This window comes from Nonomuraea sp. NPDC001831 (assembly GCF_042892035.1).
Taxonomy (GTDB): Bacteria; Actinomycetota; Actinomycetes; order Streptosporangiales; family Streptosporangiaceae; genus Nonomuraea.
The window spans coordinates 772,137-790,928 of record NZ_JBIATU010000003.1 but is presented as its reverse complement, the minus strand read 5'-3'; the positions used below and the strand labels follow the sequence as shown (position 1 = coordinate 790,928).

Annotated in this window: 15 protein-coding genes; 5 read left to right on the top strand and 10 right to left on the bottom strand. The window is 73.6% G+C overall.

Annotated elements, in window-relative coordinates:
* Positions 1 to 41: 41 nt before the first annotated feature.
* On the top strand, positions 42 to 872 hold the full coding sequence (locus ACFYYW_RS14360; RefSeq protein ID WP_387648574.1) for an AraC family transcriptional regulator: 831 nt from the start codon (positions 42 to 44) through the stop codon (positions 870 to 872).
* On the opposite strand, the gene ACFYYW_RS14355 is transcribed toward ACFYYW_RS14360, so the two are convergent.
* Both ACFYYW_RS14355 and ACFYYW_RS14350 read right to left on the bottom strand, forming a co-directional pair.
* Positions 865 to 1,779: an NAD(P)-dependent oxidoreductase gene (locus tag ACFYYW_RS14355; RefSeq protein WP_387648572.1), complete on the bottom strand. Its 915-nt coding sequence runs from the start codon at positions 1,777 to 1,779 to the stop codon at positions 865 to 867. The genes ACFYYW_RS14360 and ACFYYW_RS14355 overlap by 8 nt on opposite strands.
* 90 nt (positions 1,780 to 1,869) lie before the next feature.
* Entirely contained in the window at positions 1,870 to 2,595 is a 726-nt protein-coding gene (locus tag ACFYYW_RS14350; RefSeq protein WP_387648569.1) for an MgtC/SapB family protein, read from the bottom strand.
* A gap of 126 nt (positions 2,596 to 2,721) precedes the next feature.
* On the opposite strand from ACFYYW_RS14350, the gene ACFYYW_RS14345 reads away from it, so the two are divergent.
* A complete protein-coding gene (locus ACFYYW_RS14345) occupies positions 2,722 to 3,543 on the top strand; it encodes an SDR family oxidoreductase (RefSeq protein ID WP_387648566.1) in 822 nt (273 codons plus the stop codon).
* Between the two features lie 96 nt (positions 3,544 to 3,639).
* Here the strand turns inward: ACFYYW_RS14345 and ACFYYW_RS14340 are convergent, their stop codons facing one another.
* Together ACFYYW_RS14340 and ACFYYW_RS14335 are read right to left on the bottom strand one after the other, a co-directional pair.
* Complete coding sequence (locus ACFYYW_RS14340) at positions 3,640 to 4,551, bottom strand: alpha/beta hydrolase (protein WP_352327144.1); 912 nt, start codon at positions 4,549 to 4,551, stop codon at positions 3,640 to 3,642.
* A gap of 115 nt (positions 4,552 to 4,666) precedes the next feature.
* Entirely contained in the window at positions 4,667 to 7,516 is a 2,850-nt protein-coding gene (locus ACFYYW_RS14335) for an ATP-binding protein (RefSeq protein WP_387648563.1), read from the bottom strand.
* A 206-nt stretch (positions 7,517 to 7,722) separates the two neighbouring features.
* Between ACFYYW_RS14335 and ACFYYW_RS14330 the strand changes: the two genes are divergently transcribed.
* Entirely contained in the window at positions 7,723 to 9,168 is a 1,446-nt protein-coding gene (locus tag ACFYYW_RS14330) for a long-chain fatty acid--CoA ligase (RefSeq protein WP_387648560.1), read from the top strand.
* Between the two features lie 19 nt (positions 9,169 to 9,187).
* Here the strand turns inward: ACFYYW_RS14330 and ACFYYW_RS14325 are convergent, their stop codons facing one another.
* The 3 genes from ACFYYW_RS14325 to ACFYYW_RS14315 all read right to left on the bottom strand — a co-directional run bounded on the left by ACFYYW_RS14325 (position 9,188) and on the right by ACFYYW_RS14315 (position 11,622).
* A complete protein-coding gene (locus tag ACFYYW_RS14325) occupies positions 9,188 to 10,195 on the bottom strand; it encodes an endonuclease/exonuclease/phosphatase family protein (RefSeq protein WP_387648557.1) in 1,008 nt (335 codons plus the stop codon).
* A gap of 98 nt (positions 10,196 to 10,293) precedes the next feature.
* Positions 10,294 to 10,884, bottom strand: coding sequence for a hypothetical protein (locus ACFYYW_RS14320; protein ID WP_387648554.1), 591 nt, complete (start codon positions 10,882 to 10,884; stop codon positions 10,294 to 10,296).
* A gap of 66 nt (positions 10,885 to 10,950) precedes the next feature.
* Entirely contained in the window at positions 10,951 to 11,622 is a 672-nt protein-coding gene (locus tag ACFYYW_RS14315) for a hypothetical protein (protein ID WP_387648552.1), read from the bottom strand.
* 377 nt (positions 11,623 to 11,999) lie between these two features.
* Between ACFYYW_RS14315 and ACFYYW_RS14310 the strand changes: the two genes are divergently transcribed.
* Positions 12,000 to 13,778 carry a hypothetical protein gene (locus ACFYYW_RS14310; protein WP_387648550.1) on the top strand — a complete coding sequence of 593 codons (1,779 nt, stop codon included), beginning with the start codon at positions 12,000 to 12,002 and terminating at the stop codon, positions 13,776 to 13,778.
* Positions 13,775 to 14,137 carry a hypothetical protein gene (locus tag ACFYYW_RS14305; protein ID WP_387648547.1) on the top strand — a complete coding sequence of 121 codons (363 nt, stop codon included), beginning with the start codon at positions 13,775 to 13,777 and terminating at the stop codon, positions 14,135 to 14,137. Before ACFYYW_RS14310 ends, ACFYYW_RS14305 begins: the two co-directional genes overlap by 4 nt.
* A gap of 99 nt (positions 14,138 to 14,236) precedes the next feature.
* Here ACFYYW_RS14305 and ACFYYW_RS14300 read toward each other — a convergent pair whose 3' ends face one another.
* The 3 genes from ACFYYW_RS14300 to ACFYYW_RS14290 all read right to left on the bottom strand — a co-directional run bounded on the left by ACFYYW_RS14300 (position 14,237) and on the right by ACFYYW_RS14290 (position 18,785).
* A complete protein-coding gene (locus tag ACFYYW_RS14300) occupies positions 14,237 to 14,875 on the bottom strand; it encodes a GPP34 family phosphoprotein (protein ID WP_352327152.1) in 639 nt (212 codons plus the stop codon).
* A complete protein-coding gene (locus tag ACFYYW_RS14295) occupies positions 14,872 to 16,269 on the bottom strand; it encodes an APC family permease (protein WP_387648544.1) in 1,398 nt (465 codons plus the stop codon). The genes ACFYYW_RS14300 and ACFYYW_RS14295 overlap by 4 nt, the downstream gene beginning before the upstream one ends.
* A 221-nt stretch (positions 16,270 to 16,490) precedes the next feature.
* A complete protein-coding gene (locus ACFYYW_RS14290; protein ID WP_387648542.1) occupies positions 16,491 to 18,785 on the bottom strand; it encodes a chitinase C-terminal domain-containing protein in 2,295 nt (764 codons plus the stop codon).
* Between the last annotated feature and the right edge of the window lie 7 nt (positions 18,786 to 18,792).

The following is an 18,792-nucleotide window of genomic DNA, read 5'->3' as shown; positions in this document are numbered from 1 at the left end:
GGTGACCGCGCCGGAGGGGTGAAGCGCGCGACACTGGGGTGGTGGAGACACGACCTGTCCGCGGCGGGGCGGGGCGGCCGGGGCACCGGTTGCGCTTCGGCCCGGCCGCCGAGGGCATCGAGCGGCTGGCGGCCTCGCTCGTCGGCGAGGCGTTCGCGCCCCACCGGCACGACACGTACGCGATCGGCGTCACGCTCGCCGGCGTGCAGACCTTCCGCTACCGCGGCGAGCTGCGGCGATGCCTGCCGGGGGAGTGGCACGTCCTGCACCCCGACGAGCTGCACGACGGGGCCGCGGGCACCGACGCGGGCTTCGGCTACCGGATCTTCTACGTCGACCCGTACCTGATCCAGGAGGCGCTGGGCGGCCGGCCGCTGCCGTTCGTCGCCGACCCGGTCGTGCGGCCGGAGGGCATGTCGCCGGCGCTGCTCGCCTGGCTGCGGCACCTGGACGAGCCCCTGGAGGAGCTGGCCCGGCTGGAGGTCGCGCTGCTGGTCGCGGCGGCCCTGGAGCGCCACGCCGACGTTCCCGTCCGGCGGCGGCGCGACCCGCTCGCGGTCGAGGCGCTGGCACGGGTGCGCGAGCTCATCGCCGCCGACCCGGCGACCCGGCACCCGGTGGCCGAGTTCGAACGCGTCTCGGGGCTCGACCGCTGGACGATCGCCCGCCAGTTCCGCGCCGCCTTCGGCACCAGCCCGACCCGGTACCGGACGATGCGGCAACTGGACGTGGCCCGGCACGCGATGCGCGGCGGCCTGCCGCTGCGGGAGGCCGCGCTGCGGGCGGGCTTCGCCGACCAGAGCCACCTGACCCGCATGTTCAAGCGCGCCTACGGGCTCACCCCCGGCGAATGGACCACGGCCCTCACCTGACGCCCGGCGCGTCCATCGAGTCGCTCACCTGGCTGCCGTCGGTCCTGGCCTCGATCGCGCGGATCACGGCCACCATGTCGAGCGTGCCGTGCCCGAGTGCCAGGGTCTCGGCGAACAGCGCGTGGCAGACGTCGATCAGCGGCGAGGCCACGCCCGACGCCCGCGCCGCCCCGGCGATGATCCGGTTGTTCTTCAGCACGTCGGCGATGGCCGCCTGGGCGGCGAAGTCGCCGTCCAGCAGCTTGCGGACCTTCCCCCGCGACACGTCGCTGGCCATCGGGCCCGAGTCGAGCACCTGGGCGAAGCGGTCCAGGTCCAGGCCGTGCCGGGCGGCGAAGTGCGCGGCCTCGGCCAGGCCGCTGACCATGGTGATCAGGAAGATGTTCACCGCCAGCTTCATCAGCAGCCCGCCGGGCACCGGGCCGCACGCGATCGTCCCGGCGCACATCGGCGCGAGCAGGGGGGCCACCTCCTCGACCGCCGCGGGCTCGCCGGCCAGCATCGCCACCAGCCGCCCGGCCTCGGCCGGGCCGCGCGAGCCCGACACGGGCGCCTCGACGTAGTCGCCGCCGGCCGCCCGCACCGCCGCGCCCAGGTCCGCCGACCACGCCGGGGACGTCGTGCCCATGTGCACCACGATCCGCCCGGCGACCATGGAGGCGAAGCGCGGCGTGCCGCGCCCGAGCACCGCGTCCACGGCGGCCTCGTCGGCCAGCATGAGCAGCACGACCCTGGCCCGCGCGAACACCTCGTCCGGGCTCGCCGCCACCTGCGCGCCGGCCGCCCGCAGCGGCTCGCACCCGGCCGCCGTACGGTTCCAGACCACGACCGGCGTGCCCGCCCGCACCAGGTTGAGCGCCATGGGCCGGCCCATGATCCCCAGTCCGATGAATCCCGTTCCGGCCATCCGCCCCTCCCGCTCTGCGTGTCCCGCCGCCACCGTTGTAGCGGCAGGGACGGGCTGCGGTCTTGAACGGTTGTGCGGCCCCGGCCGGCGTCAGGGCGTGGTGACGTCGAGGTCGACGCTGGAGACGCCGAGCACGCCGTCGATCTCCAGCAGCTCGGTGATCAGCACCCCGACCGGCCCCGAGCCCTGGACGACGAGCCAGATCGAGATCGACTCCCGGTCCTCGCGCGGCCGGTCGCGTTCCAGGGAGAGCTCCGCGATGACGAAGCCCCTCTCGCTGCACAGCGCCAGCACCCGCCGCAGCGCGCCGTGGCGGTCGAGGTAGGTCAGGTGCAGGCGCGACTGGGCGTACTTCGAGCGGGGCAGCCGGGCGCTGAGCGGGGTGAGGACGAACAGGACCAGGAAGTGGCCGGCGGTGACGGCGACCGCCAGCAGCCACAGCCCGGCCCCGGCGGCCATGCCGACCGCGCAGGTCAGCCAGACCACCGCGGCGGTGGTCAGGCCGCGCACCGCGTCCCGGCGGACGAAGATCAGGCCGCCGCCGATGAACCCGATGCCCGACACGATCTGCGCGGCCACCCGGGACGGGTCGAGCGTGACGTGCTCGCCCAGGACGTCGGCGAAGCCGTACTTGGACACCAGCATGATCAGGGCCGAGGCGAAGCCGACCAGCGTGTGGGTGCGCAGGCCGGCGCTCTTCTGGCGGATCTCGCGTTCGAGCCCGATGGCGGCCGACAGGAGCAGGGCCAGGCCGAGTTCGCCCAGCTGGGTCCATCCTTGCCCGGCCAGTGCCGTCGTGACGAACGCCGTCCCCATTTGCCCAGATGTCCCCGGCGGGCGCGGGTCTCACACCTGCGCCGCTAGAAGTCAGTTGTCTGACTAAGTTTCTGTGCTACGGTTCTTCTTAGTCAGATAACTAACTAATGACTGAGGAGAACCACCATGTTCGTCGTCACGGGTGCCACCGGGAACGTCGGCCGCACGCTGGTCGGTCTGCTGGCCGAGGAGGGCCTGCCGGTCACCGCCGTCGCCCGCCGCGTCACGCAGGCCGACGTGCCGCCGGGCGTCCTGGCCGTCGCCGCCGACCTGGGTGACGTCGCGAGCCTGCGTCCGGCCCTGGCGGGTGCGGACGCGCTGTTCCTGCTGGTGGCGGGGGAGGACCCGGAGGGCGTGATCGCGGCGGCCAGGGAGGCGGGCGTGCGCAGGATCGTCCTGCTGTCCAGCCAGGGCGCCGGGACGCGGCCGGGGGCCTACCCGCACGCAGTCCGCTTCGAGGAGGCCGTCCGCGGGTCGGGCCTGGCCTGGACGGTCCTGCGTTCGGGCGGCCTGGCCTCCAACGCCTACGCCTGGGCCGAGCCCGTACGCCTGCACCGCACCGCCGAGGCCCCCTTCGGCGACGTCGGCCTGCCCTTCGTCGACCCCGCCGACGTCGCCGCCGTGGCGGCCGCCGTCCTGCGCGAGGACGGGCACGACGGGGCGACGTACGTGCTGACCGGCCCCGAGGCCACCACCCCGCGGGACCGGGCGGCGGCGATCGCGGCGGCGCTGGGCGAGCCGGTGCGGTTCGCCGAGCAGACCCGCGAGGCCGCCCACGCCCTGATGGCGCAGGTCATGCCGCTGCCCGTGGTGGAGGGCACGCTCGCCATCCTGGGCGAGCCCACCCCTGACGAGCGGAGCGTCAGCCCGGACGTCGAGCGTGTCCTCGGCCGCCCCGCCCGCCCGTTCGTAGCCTGGGCCGAGCGCAACGCCGCCGCCTTCCGCTGACCGCCGGCGACGAGCACGGCGGCGTGGCGAGCCGGCGGGCGCCGGACGGCCGGAAGCCGGTGACGGCGGGCGTCACCGGCTCCGGAGCCGCGCCCGTCAGGTGATCGGGCAGGTGTCGCGGTACTCCTCGATCGCGGTCCCCCGCGGGGCGGGGCACAGGAACTGGTCGTAGCGGGTGTCGTCGTCGACGAACCGCTTCAGCCAGGCCACCATCGACTTGGCCATCGTGGTGTTGGTGACCTGCGGGAAGAAGTGCGAGGCGCCGTTCAGCTCCAGGTACGCCTTCTCCACCGACGACGGGATCGACTGGTAGAACGGCTCGGAGTGGGTGGCCACCGGCGCGATCGTGTCGGCCTCACCCCCGATGATCATCGTCGGCACCCGGAGGCCCGACCAGCTCTTGGTGAGGTTCCACGGCGCGAGCGGCACCGCCGCCTGGAGCGACGGGCGCGCGTCGGCGGCCTCCAGCGTGCCGCCGCCGCCCATGGAGTGACCGGCCACCGCGAGCCGGGACGCGTCGATCCTGCTCCGCACGGCCGTCGGGGAGCCCGAGGTCAGGTAGTCCAGCGCGGCCAGGAGCTGACGGCCGCGGCTGGCCGGCTGGTCGTAGATCGTGGTGGTCTCGATGCCGATCACCACGAACCCGTGCGAGGCGATCCGCGGCCCCAGCCAGGCGAGGCTGGACCAGGTCGCCGTGTAGCCGGGCGAGATGGCGATCGCGCCGAAGGTGCCCTGGCTGGTGTCGGTCGGGTAGTAGACCGTCCCGCCGCCGAAGCCGGAGACGCTCAGCCGCGAGACGCTGAGCTCGGCGGTCGCGAACGGGCCGCGCGCGGCTTCCAGGATCGCGGAGGTCGGGTCGGGGCCGCGCTCGTACGGGCCGGCCGCGTGGGCGGCCGGCGCCGCCGCGACGCCGCCGGCGAGCAGCGTGACGGCCAGGGCGAGCTTGGTGAACGTTCGCGCGCCGAAGTGGGGGGTGGAGAGCTGCACGTCGTCGAACTCCCTGCTCATCGGGGAATGACTGCTGTCTGTCGCCATTGTCGGGACGCGCAGTCAGTCGCGCATCGGTGAAATCACCGGTCTCGTGCCGTGCGCCGCCCGCGTTGGAACCGCTCGGCGGCGTCGCTCAGGACATGAACCTGACCAGCTCCACCCGTGAGCGGATGCCGAGCTTGCTGAAGACGTTCCTGAGATGGTGCTCGACCGTGCGCCTGCTGAGGAAGAGCTGCTCGGCGACCTCCTTGTTGGTGGCGCCCGCGGCCACCATGCGGGCGATCTGCGCCTGCTGGGCGGTGAGCTGCGACACCGTCGCGTCCGCGGCCGGCCGGACCGGCTCGCCGGAGGCCCGCAGCTCGGCCCTGGCCTGCTCGGTCCACAGCCGCGCGCCGTGCCGTTCGAACGTCTCCAGCGCCGTGTGCAGGTGGTTCCTGGCCGCGCCGGGCCGCCGGTCGCGCCGCAGCGCGCTGCCCAGCAGCAGGTGCGTACGGGCCGCCTCGAACGCGCAGACGCCCTGGCCGTGCAGGCGCAGGGCGTCCAGGAACAGCTCCTCGGCCTCGCCGGGACGCACCGACAGCAGCGCCCGGCAGCGCGAGACCAGCGCCCGCAGGTCAGGGCTGCGCGTGCTGCCGACCCAGCGTTCGAGCACCCGCAGGGCGGCCGCGGCCCGCTCGCGGTCGCCGGTGCGGGCGGCCGCCTCGATGTAGTGCGGGGTGGACATGACCTTGATGACGACGTGGCGGTTGCGCCGCTCGGCCCGCAGCCTGCCGGCGGCGTCGGCCACGCGGCCCGCCGCCAGGTCGAGGCAGGCCAGTGCCCAGTTGCCGACCGCGCCGGCCAGGCCCAGCTCGTGGGCGTCGGCCAGCTCGATGGCGGCGTCCGCGCGGATCCGGCACGTCTCCTGGTCGCCCTCCACGGCGGCGCTGACCGCCAGCCAGGCCAGGTGCTGGGCGGCGGTGTTGTGCTGGCCCGTCTCCCGGGCCAGCCGCAGGCCCTTCGCGGCGGTCGCGGCGACGGAGGCGTACCGGCCCGTCCAGACGTCGGGGTAGATCGTGAACTCCAGGAGCTGCGGCACCGCCGACGCGGCTCCGCGCAGCCGGGCCTCCTCCACGGCCCGCGCCGACAGCCGGTGGGCCACCGCGTCCTCGCCCAGCAGCATGCCCGCCACGCAGGCCCACGTGAGCACGGCCGGGTCGCGTACCGACCCGGCCAGCTCCAGCACCCGCCGCAACGGCCCGGCCGCCTCCTGGTGCAGGCCGCTGAAGGTGTGGGCCATGCCCGCCAGGTACTCGAACATGAGCTGCGCCGGCGCCGGCTCGTCCGGACGCCGCAGCGCCGCCGCCTGCCGGGCGATCGCGATGAACGCCCGGTTGTCGCCCGCCCGGTAGCTGGCGTCCGCCGCCCGGACCAGGGCGCGCACGCCGAGCTCGCGGTGGCTGTCCAGCAGCCGGCGGGCCGCCGCCAGCAGCTCCTCGCGGGCGCTGCCGGTCTCGCCGCCCAGCAGCTCCAGGCTGCCGCGCAGCAGCTGGACGTGGCCGCGCAGCTCCTCGGGCGCGCCGGGCGACCGCAGCCGGGCCAGCAGGGAACGCGCGGCCCGGGGACGTCCCGACACCCAGGCGTGCCTGGCGGCGGCGGCCAGCCGCTCGGCCTTGACCGCGGGACGAGCGGTCAGCTCGGCGGCGCGCTCCAACGCCAGGTAGGGCTCGGGGAACCCGGCACGGCACGCCGAGGAGCTCCCCGCGGCCCACCGGACGGCCAGCGCCGCCCGCGCCAGCTCGTCCCCGGCCTCCTCCGCCCCGCCGTCTGCCGCCCAGGCCCGATGCCAGGCCCGCCGCAGCCTCTCCCAACCGTCCGCACGGCCCCCGTCCGGGGTGAGCAGGCCGGCGAGGAGGCGGTGGGCGCTGCGGCGCTCGGCCAGCGACGCCGCGTGGTAGGCGACGGCCCGCATCGCGGGTGCGCAGAACGCGACCGCGTCACCGTCGGCCCGCAGGACGCCCGCCCGTTCGGCCGGTTCGAGCACGGACAACGCGCACGCCGGGCTCGCCGCCCTGGCCAGGGTCGCCACGTCCAGGGCCGGATCGGCGGCGATCAGCAGCGACAGCCGGCGCGTGCGCGCGGGCAGCCGGGCCAGCACGCCCGTGTGCTCCCGCCACAACCGCCCACCAGGAGGCAGGACGGCGGGCGGCGCCGCGAGCCCGGCCCGCTGGTCGGGGGTGAGCGCGCCGATCAGCTCGCGCAGCGCCAGCGGGTTGCCGCAGGCGATCTGGTCGAGCGCGGCCGCCAGGTCCTCGGCGAGCCCGCCGGGCGCCAGGTCCGCGGCCAGCTCCCGCACCGCCGGCCCGTCGAGCCCGCGCAGCTCCCGGACGGGCACGCCCTCCAGCGGCCACATCGCCCCGGCGTCGAACCCCTCCTGGACCGGCACGTCATCGGCCCCCTGCTCGCCGGAGGTCGTCCCTGGGGCGAGGGCCGGGGGCCTGGTGGTGAAGAGCAGGGCGATCGGCTCGCAGGACAGGCGGCGGGCCACGAACGACAGCGCGTCCAGGCTCGCGGCGTCCAGCCGGTCGGCGTCGTCCACGCAGGCCAGTACGGGACGCTCGGCGGCGACCGCCGACAGCAGCCCCAGCACGGCGGCGGGCAGCGCGAGCCCCGCCGCGCAGGTCCCCGACTCCAGGGCCTCGGCCAGCGCGCGGGCCTGGGCGGCCGGCAGCGTCGCGACGGCCGCGGACACCGGCCGCAGCAGGCCGTGCAGCCCCGCGTACGGCACCCGCGACTCCGACTCCACCCCCGACACCCGCAGCACCCGGAACCCGGGGGCCCGCGCGGCGGCCAGGTCGAGCAGCGCGGTCTTGCCCATGCCCGCCGCGCCGGTCAGCAGCAGCGCCCCTCCGGAGCCGGCCCGGGCGTCGTCGAGCAGCCGCAGCAGGACGTTCTCCTCCGCGTCGCGGCCGCGTAACACGGGAACGCGCGTGACTGGTGACACGCCGTCCAGTGTCACGCGCGGGTGCCGCCGCTGAAAGAGGCCGCCGCCGACGGAAGTGCGGCCCGGCCGTACGAGAAGGGGCGGACGGGAGAAAGTGTGGCATTCCGGTGACAGCAAGCGCTTGGTGACCTACCTTGAGTCCTGACCGTCAAGGAGTGCCGATGCGGAATCAGGGGCTTGGGTCATGGCCGGCACGCAGGGCGCGGATGACGCCCGCCCGGCCCGCCGTCGGTTACCGGGGAACCGACCGCAGCTACGGCGACCTGTACGACCGGGTCACCCGCCTGGCCCACGGGCTGACCGGCCTGGACGTGGGCCGGGGCGACCGGATCGCCTACCTCGGGCCCAACCACCCGTCCCTGGTGGAGACGTTCTTCGCCGCGGGGCTGCTGGGCGCGGTGTTCGTCCCGCTCAACGCCCGGCTGGCCGCGCCCGAGCTGCGCTTCCTCCTGGACGACTCCGGCGCCCGCGTCGTCGTCCTCGGCGCGGGCCAGGACGGCGGCGGCCTGCCCGGCCGGCACCTGAGCCAGGACGCCTTCGAGGAGCTGATCGCCGGCGCGCCCGCCGACCCCGTGGACGAGCCGGTCAGCCAGGACGACATCTGCCTGATCATGTACACCTCGGGCACCACCGGCCGCCCCAAGGGCGCGATGCTCACCCACGGCAACCTCATCTGGAACGCCGTGAACCTGCTGGTCGACGTGCCGCTCGCGCACGACGAGGTGACGCTGGTCAGCGCGCCGCTGTACCACATCGCGGCCCTGGCGCAGCTGCTCGTGCCGACCGTGCTGAAGGGCGGCAGGGCGCTGCTGGAGCCGTCGTTCGAGGTGGACAGGACGTTCGACCTGGTCGAGTCCGAGCGGGTCACGATGATGTTCGGCGTGCCGACGATGTTCGCGGCCCTCGCGCGGTCGCCGCGCTGGGCGGAGGCCGACCTGTCCAGCCTGCGGCACCTGCTGTGCGGGGGAGCGCCGGTGCCCGAGCCGCTGATCAGGACGTACCGGGAGCGCGGGCTGCCGTTCCTGCAGGGGTACGGCATGACGGAGACCTCGCCGGGCGCGCTCTTCCTCGGGGCGGGCCATCCGGACGCCGGGCTCGGTTCGGCCGGGGTGCCGTGCTTCTTCTCCGACGTGCGGCTGGTCGCCCCCGACGGCTCGCCCGCCGCCCCCGGCGAGCCCGGCGAGGTGTACGTCCAGGGCCCCAACGTCATGCCCGGCTACTGGCGGCGTCCGAAGGAGACGGCGAAGGTGTTGTCCGCCGACGGCTGGTTCAGGTCGGGCGACATCGGCGTGGCCGACGAGGACGGGTACGTGCGCATCCGCGACCGGATCAGCGACATGTACATCTCCGGCGGCGAGAACGTCTACCCGGCCGAGATCGAGAGTGTGCTCCTCGCCCATCCGGCGGTGGCCGAGTGCGCGGTGATCGGCGTGCCGGACGAGAAGTGGGGGGAGACCGGCAAGGCGCTGGTCGTGCTGCGGCCGGGCGCGAGCGCGGAGCCCGGGGAACTGCTCGCCCACCTGGACGGCCGCCTGGCCCGCTTCAAGATCCCGAGGTACCTGGAGCTCGTCCCCGAACTGCCGCGGAACGGCGCAGGCAAGCTGCTCAGGGCGTCGCTCAGGAAGCTGCACGGGCAGCGGCAGGCGCGGTGACCGGGCAGGCGGCGGCGGGTCAGCCGATGGCGGGCACGCGCAGGTCGGCGAAGACGCCGCGGTGGTCGGTGCCGGGCACGTCGAGGATCTCCGTGCTGGCCACGTTCACCCGGCGGTCGGCCAGCACGTGGTCGATCGTGATGATCGGCGGTATCGCCCTGTTGTTGGGCCAGGTCGGGACGAGCCCCTTGCCCACCTGGTCGGCCGCGTCGACGTAACCCCTGGCCAGCAGGTCGCGGAAGGCGCGATGGTCGAGGGTGGCGTTGAAGTCGCCGGCCAGGATCCTGATCACCGACGGCGACGGGGACGGCAGCGCCTTGAGCGAGGCGTCCCACTCGGCCGCCATCCCGCCGAGCGGCGGGTCGGGGTGCACGGCCACCACCTCGACCTTGCCGCCCGAGGGCAGGGACAGCGTGGCGGCCGGCATGTTGTGGCCGATCGGGGTGAACAGCCCCCGCAGCGGCCGCAGCGGGTGCCTGGCGAACAGGCCGCTGCCGATCGCGCCGTCCGCGGCCTGGAGCACCCGGTAGGGGAGCAGCTTGCGCAGCCCCGCCTGGTCGAGCCGCCGGACCGCGTCCGGGGTCAGCTCCAGCGCGCTGAACACGTCGATCTCGTACAGGCGCACCAGGCGGACCACGGTCTCGGCGTCGGCCCATCCGAACAGGTTGACCGACAACACCCGCAGCGGGACGCCCTCGATCACTCTGCCCGGCTCCACGCCGGACGTCCTCGGGATCAGGCACGCGACGAACACCATGCCCACGACGGCCGCGCTCAGCCCCGCCGGGCGGTTGCGCCTGAGCACCGCCAGCAGCGCGGTCAGCGCGGCCAGCCCCGCGCCGATCGGCGTCACCGTCATGAGCTGGATGAGGAAGGAGCCGGTCTCCAGGCCGCCGACCCGCAGCGCCGCCCAGGCCGCCAGCAGCGCGACCACCGTCCAGGCGAACCAGCGCCTGCGCCGCCGGGGTGAGGGACGCTTGCCGGCGGATGCGCGTTCGGCCGTCGCGCTCGCTCCCCGTTGATCCACAGCATGAACCCTAAGGCAGCGGCGGAGGGCCCGAACCAGGGCCTTCCAGCCCGGCCCGGCCCTGGCCCGGCTGCTCGCTCACCGGCTCGGCTCGGGGGTCATCTCGCCGACTCGGCCCCCGTCTTGACGGCGAGGAGCTGCCTGCGCATCGCGACGAAGTCGCCGACGTCCGTCATCGCGACGTGGGCGGCGCCGCGCACGGTTAGCTCGCCGCGCATCCGGAGCCGGTAGATCAGCCGGGTGCCGCCGCCGGTGTCGCGCAGCGCGATGGAGCAGGTCGTGGTGGCGTCGGCGCCGCGGTGGGCCAGCACGAGGGTGTGCGGGGCCTCGATCCGCTCGACGACGAAGCCGCCGCCGTCCATGACGTCGCCGGGCTTGAGGTCGTGCGGGGGGTGCGCGGGTTCGTCGGCGGCCTCCGTCCGTACGGCGGGCGCGGTGCCGGGACGGGTGCCGGGGCCCGGGTAGCCGCCGAGCCGGACCACCCAGGCCCACACGACCGGCGGCGGCGCGTCCACGGTGACGGCACGGGTGGCCTGGAGCTGGGGGAGCGGCACGATGTCGTCACCCGGCAGGTCCTCGTGCACCTCCCTGTCGGTCGCGCCCCAGCGCAGGTGCCAGGGGCGCACGGCGAACAGATACCCGGCCGCCGCACCCGCGGCCAGCCGGAACACACGGCGTGGCAGGAACATCGCAGCACTCCTTCGTCACTGACGATCGGAATTTCGGTGCTTATGCTGATTTATGGGCAAATATGGCTAGATCTGGTCAGCCTTCCATATTGTCAGGCCATATGTCTCCGCTATCGGCCGCCACGCCTGCGCGAATTGCGCCTTGGCCGTCTGCGCGGCCGCCGATCTGCTGAGACCTCGCCGGTAATCGCGGTCGTCCGAGACCGGGCCGGTGCAGCCGCCCGCCAGATGGCGCCGGGCCCAGGAAAGGAAGGCGGTGTCGGCGTCGTAGGAGGCGTCGAGCGCGGTGATGAGCGTCTGCTTCAGCGCTGCGCCCTCGGGCAGGGCCGTCACGTCCAGCGTTCGGGCGGCGGCGAGCTGGTCGCGGCGGCCGGCGGTGATGTCCTCGATCGTGGTCACGCCGCTTCGGCGGCAAGCCGTCGCGTCCGCGATCGCCGCCGACAGGCTGGAACGGGTGGAGCTGCTGCTGGACAGCAGCTCGTCCACCTGCCCGGCCTGCCCGGCCGCAGCCGCCGTGGGGTCCGTGCTCGGCGTCGGGCCGGTGCTCGCGGCCGGGTCGCCGGTGGCGTCCCCGGTCGCCGGGTCTTCCGCCGTCTCGTCCGAGGTCTGCGACTGGACGGCCGACGGCGCGCCGCCCGAGCTCCCGCCCGCCTCCGCCGGCGAGGACGGGCGGCTCCCGGCCACCCACCACACCAGCGCCGTGGTCGCACACGCCGCCGCCACGCTGACCAGCACCACCGGCCGCCGCCACCCCGGCGGCCGCAACCGCGAGGGCGGCGGCGGACGATCGTCGGCGGGCGCAGGCGCAGGCGAGAGCGAGGGGGCGGAGGCGGGGGCGGAGGAGGCGGGAGGTGAGGGGGCCGGGAGGAGGGCGCCGCAGCGAGGGCACTGGGTGAGGGCGCCGGTGTCGCTGCCGCATCGCCCGCACCGCCCCCCGGCGCCTGAATGGTGGACCAATACACCCTCCCGTAATGCTCCGTAAAGGGAAGTATTTCGATTTATCGGGCTTTTGTCCCGACCTTCACTTCCGGTGAACGAGACTATTTGATAACAACGAGCCCCCTGAAGCACTCGCCCCTCATAAGCTCGGCCGGGTTCACCGACGAAGGAGGGTCATGGCCGTCGACAGCTCCGGCGCCACCGGCTCGACGCGGGGCACCACGGCCCACCCCGGCGTGCCCCGCATGAGCAACGTCACCCGCTACCTCAGCGCCGCCGCCTACCTCGACAGCGGGTTCCGCGACCGGGTGCTGGGCGAGCTGATGTCCGACCCCTACCGCGCGGTCCCCCCGTCCTACGGCGGCTTCGACCTCGTCCCGGTGATCCACCACTGCCGGCGCTCGCGCTCGATGCTCGTCGTCCGCGACGCGCTCATCACGGTGTTCTTCCTGGCCGGGTTCGTGATCTCCCCGCTGACCACGATCGCGTGGGTGGCGATGCTCGTCCCGCTGGTGCTGCTCACGTCGGGGCCGGTCCGGCGCGGCTCGCTCGTGCTGCGGGCCATGCTCTGGTTCTGGGCCGCGAACATGGCCCTGCTCCTGCTGGCCGCGGTGTTCTCCACCGCGCTGTCGGTGCTGCTGCTGCAGAGCCTGTCCAGCTCCTCGTTCTACGACGACGGCCCCTCCTACGGCCTCGCCGACGTCCTGGGCCAGGGGCTCGGCACGCTGGCGCTGGCGACGGCCGTGCCCTTCACCACGCTCGGGGTGGCGCTGGTCTACCGGATCGCGACGTACATGACGCTGGCGGGCACGCTGCGGCCGGGCGCGCCCGAGCCGGTCGTCGGCGCGACCGGCCCCCGCACCGCCCATCGCGTCGACTACGTGCGCAGCGCCCAGTGGGGCAACATCACCATGTACGCCAACGAAGACGCCTTCATGGGCGCCGGCTCCATCGCCAGGACCTGGTCGATCGCCGTCGAGCTCGACCGGGTGCGCGGCCGCGAGGGCCCGCCGCGCCGCCTGGACGACCCGGTCGACATCGACCCCGTCGAGCTGCACGCCTTCGTCCGCGAGCGGCTGAAGGACATGCGCGACCGGGTGCTGCGTCCCAACGAGGGCATCCAGCGGCTCGACATCGGCGACCACGTCGTCACCCGGGGGATCTTCACCGTGGCCGACTGGCACGAGGGCGGCGTCCCGGTGTCCCATCCGCTGATCGGCAAGAACGGCCTGCCCAGGTCCCACGCCACGCCCGAGGAGATCGAGGCCGTCGTCCGCCACCCGCAGGGCGGCGTGCGCTACTACCAGCGCGTCACGATCAACAACGCCGGGCAGGAGATCCGCGACCGCAACGGCCGGCTCGTCGCGCCGGCCGCGGATCAGGAGGCGCTGACCTCCGCGTTCATCTACCTGGCCGTCGAGGGCCGGATGCTCTACACCCAGTTCGTGGTCACCGTGCTCCCGCCCGCCCAGGGCCCCTACCACGTGGTCGACCGGCTGCCCACGATGACCGGCGGCCGCATCGCCTGGGAGGCGGTCAGGTCGTTGAAGCTGCGGCTGCTGCGCGACGTGCTGGCCGCGCCCGCCCGGCTCGTCCGTACGGGGGTGCAGGCCGTCCGGCAGAACATGCTGGCGCCCGACCCGCGCAAGCACATCGTCTACCCCTACGGCGCCCGCTTCAGCGTCCGGGAGCTGGGCGCGAGCGACGACCTGCAGACCCACATCCAGGTGCTCGACGTCTCCAAGTACGTGCGGATGATCGAGCAGCGGCTCACCGAGGCGGTCCTCGACTTCCTGGAGGACAAGGGCGTGGAGACCGGCGCCTACCGGTTGCAGGCGGCGAGCGTCACCATGAACACGCTGTCGGTCAGCGGCGGCGCCACGGTCAGCGGCCCGGTCGCCTTCGGGCACCAGGCCGCGGCGACGGTCAACAACCTGGGAGGGCAGGGCGCGTGACGCACGAGGAGACCCCCACGTCGGGCTCGTACGGCGTGCACATCAGCGGCGGCGAGGTGAGCGGCCCGATCGCGGTGGGCCCGCACTCCCGCGCCACGGTCAACAACCTGGGCGGCGCGGCCCCCGGCGAGGCGGCCCGGCTGCTCGACCGGCTGGAACGCCTGCTCGCCGAGCACGAGGCGGAGGTGACTGAGCCCGCGCGGGCCCGCCGGGACGTCGCCGACGTGCGGCAGGAGATCGAGCAGGCCGACCCCGACCGCTCCCGCGTCCTCGACGCGCTCAAGCGGCTGTCGGCCCGCGCGGCCGAGGTGTCGGTGATCGTGGAGGTCGTCGGCCAGATCCGCGAGCTGTTCGGCTGACCCGGGCGGCTCCCGAAGCGGGCCGGGGCAGCGGAAGGCCGAGGCTCGAAGCGGGCCGGGGCAGCGGAAGGCCAGGGCGGCTCTCGACGCGGGCCGTGGTCAGCGGAAGACCGCGACCGCGGCCTCGCCGAGCATGTCGTCGATCAGCTGCACGACCTCCCTGACGACGGGGGAGTGCTCGCCCGCGATCTCCCGCAGGCGTTCGACGAGCCGGGCCGAGGGCTGGTCGAGGTAGAGCTCGGCCTCCAGCCGCAACGCCCCCACCAGCCCGCACAGCGCCGCGCCGCGCCCGTCGGGCTGCTTCCAGCCCTCGACCGCCGAGCGCACCCCGGCCGAGGCGCGCACCACCGAGGCGATGTCGGCCAGCTGGTACCGCGTGTACGGCAGCATGCCCATGCGCCGCCTGGTCACCATGACCAGCACGCCCGCGGCGACCAGGCTCTGCCGGGTGCGGTCGTAGGCGTCCTCGGCCAGCTTCTTGATCCAGAACCTGGCCTCGCCCTCGGCCCGGTCGCGGGCCATGAGCGGGACGAGGGAGTCCACGACCGCGTCGCCGACCGGCGTGGGGTCGACGACGGTGATCCGCCCCTGCCCGACCGTGACGCGCCCGCTCAGCGCCAGGTCGAGCAGCACCGCCCCGGCCAGCCCGAGCGCCATCGAGTGCTGGTGCACCAGGGGCTTGCCGGACTGGTCGTGGCCGATGAGGAACAGCTCGTGGTGGAGCGGCGGCCGCGTCACGGCGACCGGATCCCGGTCAGGCCGGCCTTGTCGTCGCCGTCCAGCACCGGGCGGCGGCCGCGGGCGTACAGGACGCCGAGGACGACGACGCCGACGGCGAGCCAGATCAGGCCCACCCGCTGGGCCAGGATGTTGGCGTTGACGATCACGAAGATCAGGATCGCCATGCCGATCAGCGGCGCCACCAGGTGCGACCAGAAGTCCGTCGAGCGCCCCCGGACCCGGTAGTGGACGATCACCGACAGGTGCAGCACGACGAACGCGATCAGGCCGCCCATGTTGACCAGGCTGCTCAGCAGGCCGACGCCCTCCTCGAGCTGCGCGGCCCACACGCCGATGCCGACGGACAGGGCCGAGACGAGCAGGATGGCGTTGGCCGGGACCGAGTGCTTGATCGACACCTTGGCCAGGAAGGCGGGCAGTTGCCGGTCGCGGGCCATGGCGTACAGCAGGCGGGAGACGGCGACCTGGGCCACCAGCGTGTCGGCGAAGCCCCAGGAGATGGCGGTGGCCGTCGAGGTGACGTGCCGCAGCCACTCGCCGCCCGCCGAGGCGGCGGCGTCGTAGAAGGCGGTCTCCGAGCCGGTGTTCAGCACGCCCGCCGGGTCGGGCACCACCAGCGCCGCCACCCAGACCTGGGCGACGAACAGCAGCCCGGCCAGGATCAGCGCCAGCCGCATGGCCCTGGCCACCTGGGCCGAGCCGCCCGCGGACTCCTCGACCAGCATGCTGATGCCGTCGAAGCCGAGGAAGGACAGTACCGCGACGGAGACCGCGGCGAAGATCACCGGCCAGGAGAAGGTGTCGGGGTTGAACAGCGGGGTGAGGCTGAACCCGTGGCCGCGGCCCTGGAGCAGGGCCCAGATCCCGATCAGCACGAACAGCCCGAGCACGACCAGCTCACAGGTGATCAGCACCTTGGTGAGGGTGATCGTCATCCGGATGCCGCGCAGGTTGACCACCGTGTTGACGGCCACGAAGATCAGCAGCCACCCCCAGACCGGCACCCCCGGCACGCTGGTGTGCATGGCGATCGAGGCGACCAGGTAGAGCAGGCTCGGCACGAGCAGGTAGTCGAGCAGGATCGCCCACCCGGTCATGAAGCCGACCGACGGGGCGATGCCGCGGCCCGCGTAGTTGTAGACCGACCCCGACAGCGGGAAGGCCTTGACCATCTGCGCGTAGGAGGCCGCGGTGAACAACATCGCGACCATGCCCACCAGGTACGCCAGGACGGGCATGCCGCCCGAGGCCTTGTAGACCGGGCCGAAGATGGCGAACGGCGCGATCGGCACCATGAAGATCAGCCCGTAGAACACGAGATCGGTCAGTCCGACCCCGCGGCGTAATTCCTGACGGTAGCCGAACCGCTCGATGCTCTCCTGAGGTTGCACGACAGCCTCTCCATGTCGTCCATGCGGGGGGTGACGGGCCTCGGTATACGCATGGGGTTACGGATACCGGTGGGGCTCGATCTGGCGATCCTTCCGTAGCCCACGGTCACGTCGCAAGAGGCTGCTCCAGGTGGTTGCGTACCTGACCGCGCCGCGGGGGCCGCGCCGGCGGAGGCGGGCGGGACGCGCGCCGTCCCGCCCGCCGACCGGCCGGAGCCGTCTCAGCAGGCGCCGACGTCCTTCCAGACGCCCCACTCGCCGGTGGTGCCGGGCTCCTGGCCCTGCGTCCACCACTTGGCCTCCCACGTGTGGGCCTTGTGCGAGACGCGCTGGCCGCCGTTGTAGACGGCCGTCGCGCTCCAGGCGGGCGCGGTGCAGGCGCCGCCGGTCGGGGTGACGGTCGGGGTCGGGCTCGGGCTGGGCGCGACGCCGCCCCGCGCCAGGTCCTGGACCAGCCCGTACGTCCTGCCGCCGAAGGTCAGCGTGTAGTTCGCCTGGCCGGGGACGGGCAGGTAGTACACGTAGTCGAGGGTCACCGACGCGCCGGGGGCGAGCGTCTGCCAGGTGGGCAGCTTCACCGACACCCGGTGGAAGTCGCCCTTGAGCCCGCCGACGTTGTTGCCGGTGTGCTCACTGCTGATCACCCGCAGGCCGAAGCCCGACTGGTCCTTGGCGTTGTTCGGGGCGGAGGTCGCGTAGTCCCACTGGAACTCCGCGCCGCCCGGGATGGTGGTCTGCGTCCTGTTGGTGATGACGAGCTTGGGGTTGATCGGGTAGTTGCTGTCGCCGGCGGGGAAGCCCGTGGCCTCGATCGTGACGTCCACCTTCTCGGCGGGGACGGCCACCTTGGCCTTGGCCGCGCCGTACGGGGCGGCGGTCCTGAGCTTGTCGTAGAGCAGGCCGGTCAGGGTCTGGCCCATGAAGTACTCACCCTTGGCCGCGTCCCAGGCGTAGTCGCCGGCCAGCTCCCAGATCATCACGCCGCCGATGCCCTGGTTCCTGACGTAGTCGGCCTTGGCGCCGAGCGACTGGTCGTCCTCGGTGGACAGGAACACCTTCTTGGTGGCGTTCCACAACCAGGGGGCGGTCAGGGTGGCGTTGTAGTTGCGGGTGTAGGCGCCGGTCAGCCGGTCCTCGGGGTCGTTCGCCGGGTCCAGGCCGTAGGCGGGGCCGTAGGAGCCGGCGATGCCCTTGGCCAGGTTCATGGCGTGCCACATGGGGTTGGAGCCGGCGCCGACCTCCTTGCCGTTCTCCTCGTCGTGCCACAGGTTGTCGATGCCGCGGGCGCCGTCGCCGCAGGTGGTCAGGCCCTGCGGGCAGCTGCCGCTCGGGCCGTTGGAGGTGCCCCACAGGCCGTTCGCGCCGCCGTTGACGTTCTTCCAGCCGCGCGTGTAGTACGGCACGCCGATGTTGATCCGGCCGGCCGGCATCGCGCCGCGGAAGTAGTGGTAGGCCCAGTCGGTGTTGAGGTAGCCGAGGCCGCCGTACTGGGCGGCGGTGTAGACGCCCCACTTGGCCAGCTCGGCGTCCTTGCCGTCGTCGTACAGGGCGGCGTTGGGGCCGACGAACTCGTTCCAGGCGCCGTGCAGGTCGTAGGACATGATGTTGACGTAGTCCAGGTACTGGGTGACCTGGAAGGTCTCCATGCCGCGCAGCAGGTAGCCGGAGGCGGGGGCGGCGACGGTCAGCATGTAGTACCTGCCGTCGGCGGCGGCCGCGGTGTCCAGCTTCTGGCGCAGCGTCTTCATCAGCGCCGCGTAGCCCTTCATCAGGCTCGACCTGCGGGCGTTGGCGACGGTCCAGTCGAGCGGGTTCCCGGCGTCCTTCATCGAGGTCGGGTACTCGTAGTCGATGTCCACGCCGTTGAACCCGTACGCGCGCACGAACGCGACGACCGAGTCGGCGAACGTGCCGATCCCGGCCTGGTTGACCGAGCCGTCGGCGTTGGTGGTCATCGAGTAGAAGCCGCCGGAGGGCACGCGGGCGCCGTTCGCGTCGAAGTAGCCGCCGGTCTCGGCCCAGCCGCCCACCGACACCAGCGTCTTGGTGCCGGGGTACTGCTTCTTGTACTTGTTCAGCAGGTTGAAGTGGCCCTTGTAGGCGAAGGCCGGGTCCATCTCGGCGCCGGCGACGCCGGGCCACTCGGTGGCGGTGGCGTTCGCGTCCACGGCGATCTTGTTGCTGCCGTCGACGTGGGCGAAGGCGTAGTTGATGTGGGTGACCTTGCCCCACGGGATGTTCCCGGCCAGGTAGGCGGGCTGGCCGTTCTTGCCGCTGCGCCAGCTGGTGAAGTAGCCGATGATGCGGCGGGGGTGGTCGGCCCCCATCTTCTCCCGGCCGTCCTCGTCGTAGGCCAGGCAGTAGGGGACGTCCACGCCGGGGGTCTGGTAGAGGCCGTCCGGGCGGCAGGCGGCGTTGTCGGCCGCGGCGGTGGCCGTACCGGCCAGGGCTCCCGCGATGAGGACCAGTGAGGTGCCGCACGCGGCCAGGGCCGCGCGTAGGCGTGTGGGCTTCAAGGCCACC

What these genes read in the sequence shown, in the direction of transcription:
- ACFYYW_RS14330 (WP_387648560.1), top strand. Translation starts at nt 7,723, where the DNA reads ATGACGCCCGCCCGGCCCGCCGTCGGTTACCGGGGAACCGACCGCAGC.
- ACFYYW_RS14310 (WP_387648550.1), top strand. Translation starts at nt 12,000, where the DNA reads ATGGCCGTCGACAGCTCCGGCGCCACCGGCTCGACGCGGGGCACCACG.
- ACFYYW_RS14340 (WP_352327144.1), bottom strand. Translation starts at nt 4,551, where the DNA reads ATGAGCAGGGAGTTCGACGACGTGCAGCTCTCCACCCCCCACTTCGGC.
- ACFYYW_RS14350 (WP_387648569.1), bottom strand. Translation starts at nt 2,595, where the DNA reads ATGGGGACGGCGTTCGTCACGACGGCACTGGCCGGGCAAGGATGGACC.
- ACFYYW_RS14320 (WP_387648554.1), bottom strand. Translation starts at nt 10,884, where the DNA reads ATGTTCCTGCCACGCCGTGTGTTCCGGCTGGCCGCGGGTGCGGCGGCC.
- ACFYYW_RS14345 (WP_387648566.1), top strand. Translation starts at nt 2,722, where the DNA reads ATGTTCGTCGTCACGGGTGCCACCGGGAACGTCGGCCGCACGCTGGTC.
- ACFYYW_RS14355 (WP_387648572.1), bottom strand. Translation starts at nt 1,779, where the DNA reads ATGGCCGGAACGGGATTCATCGGACTGGGGATCATGGGCCGGCCCATG.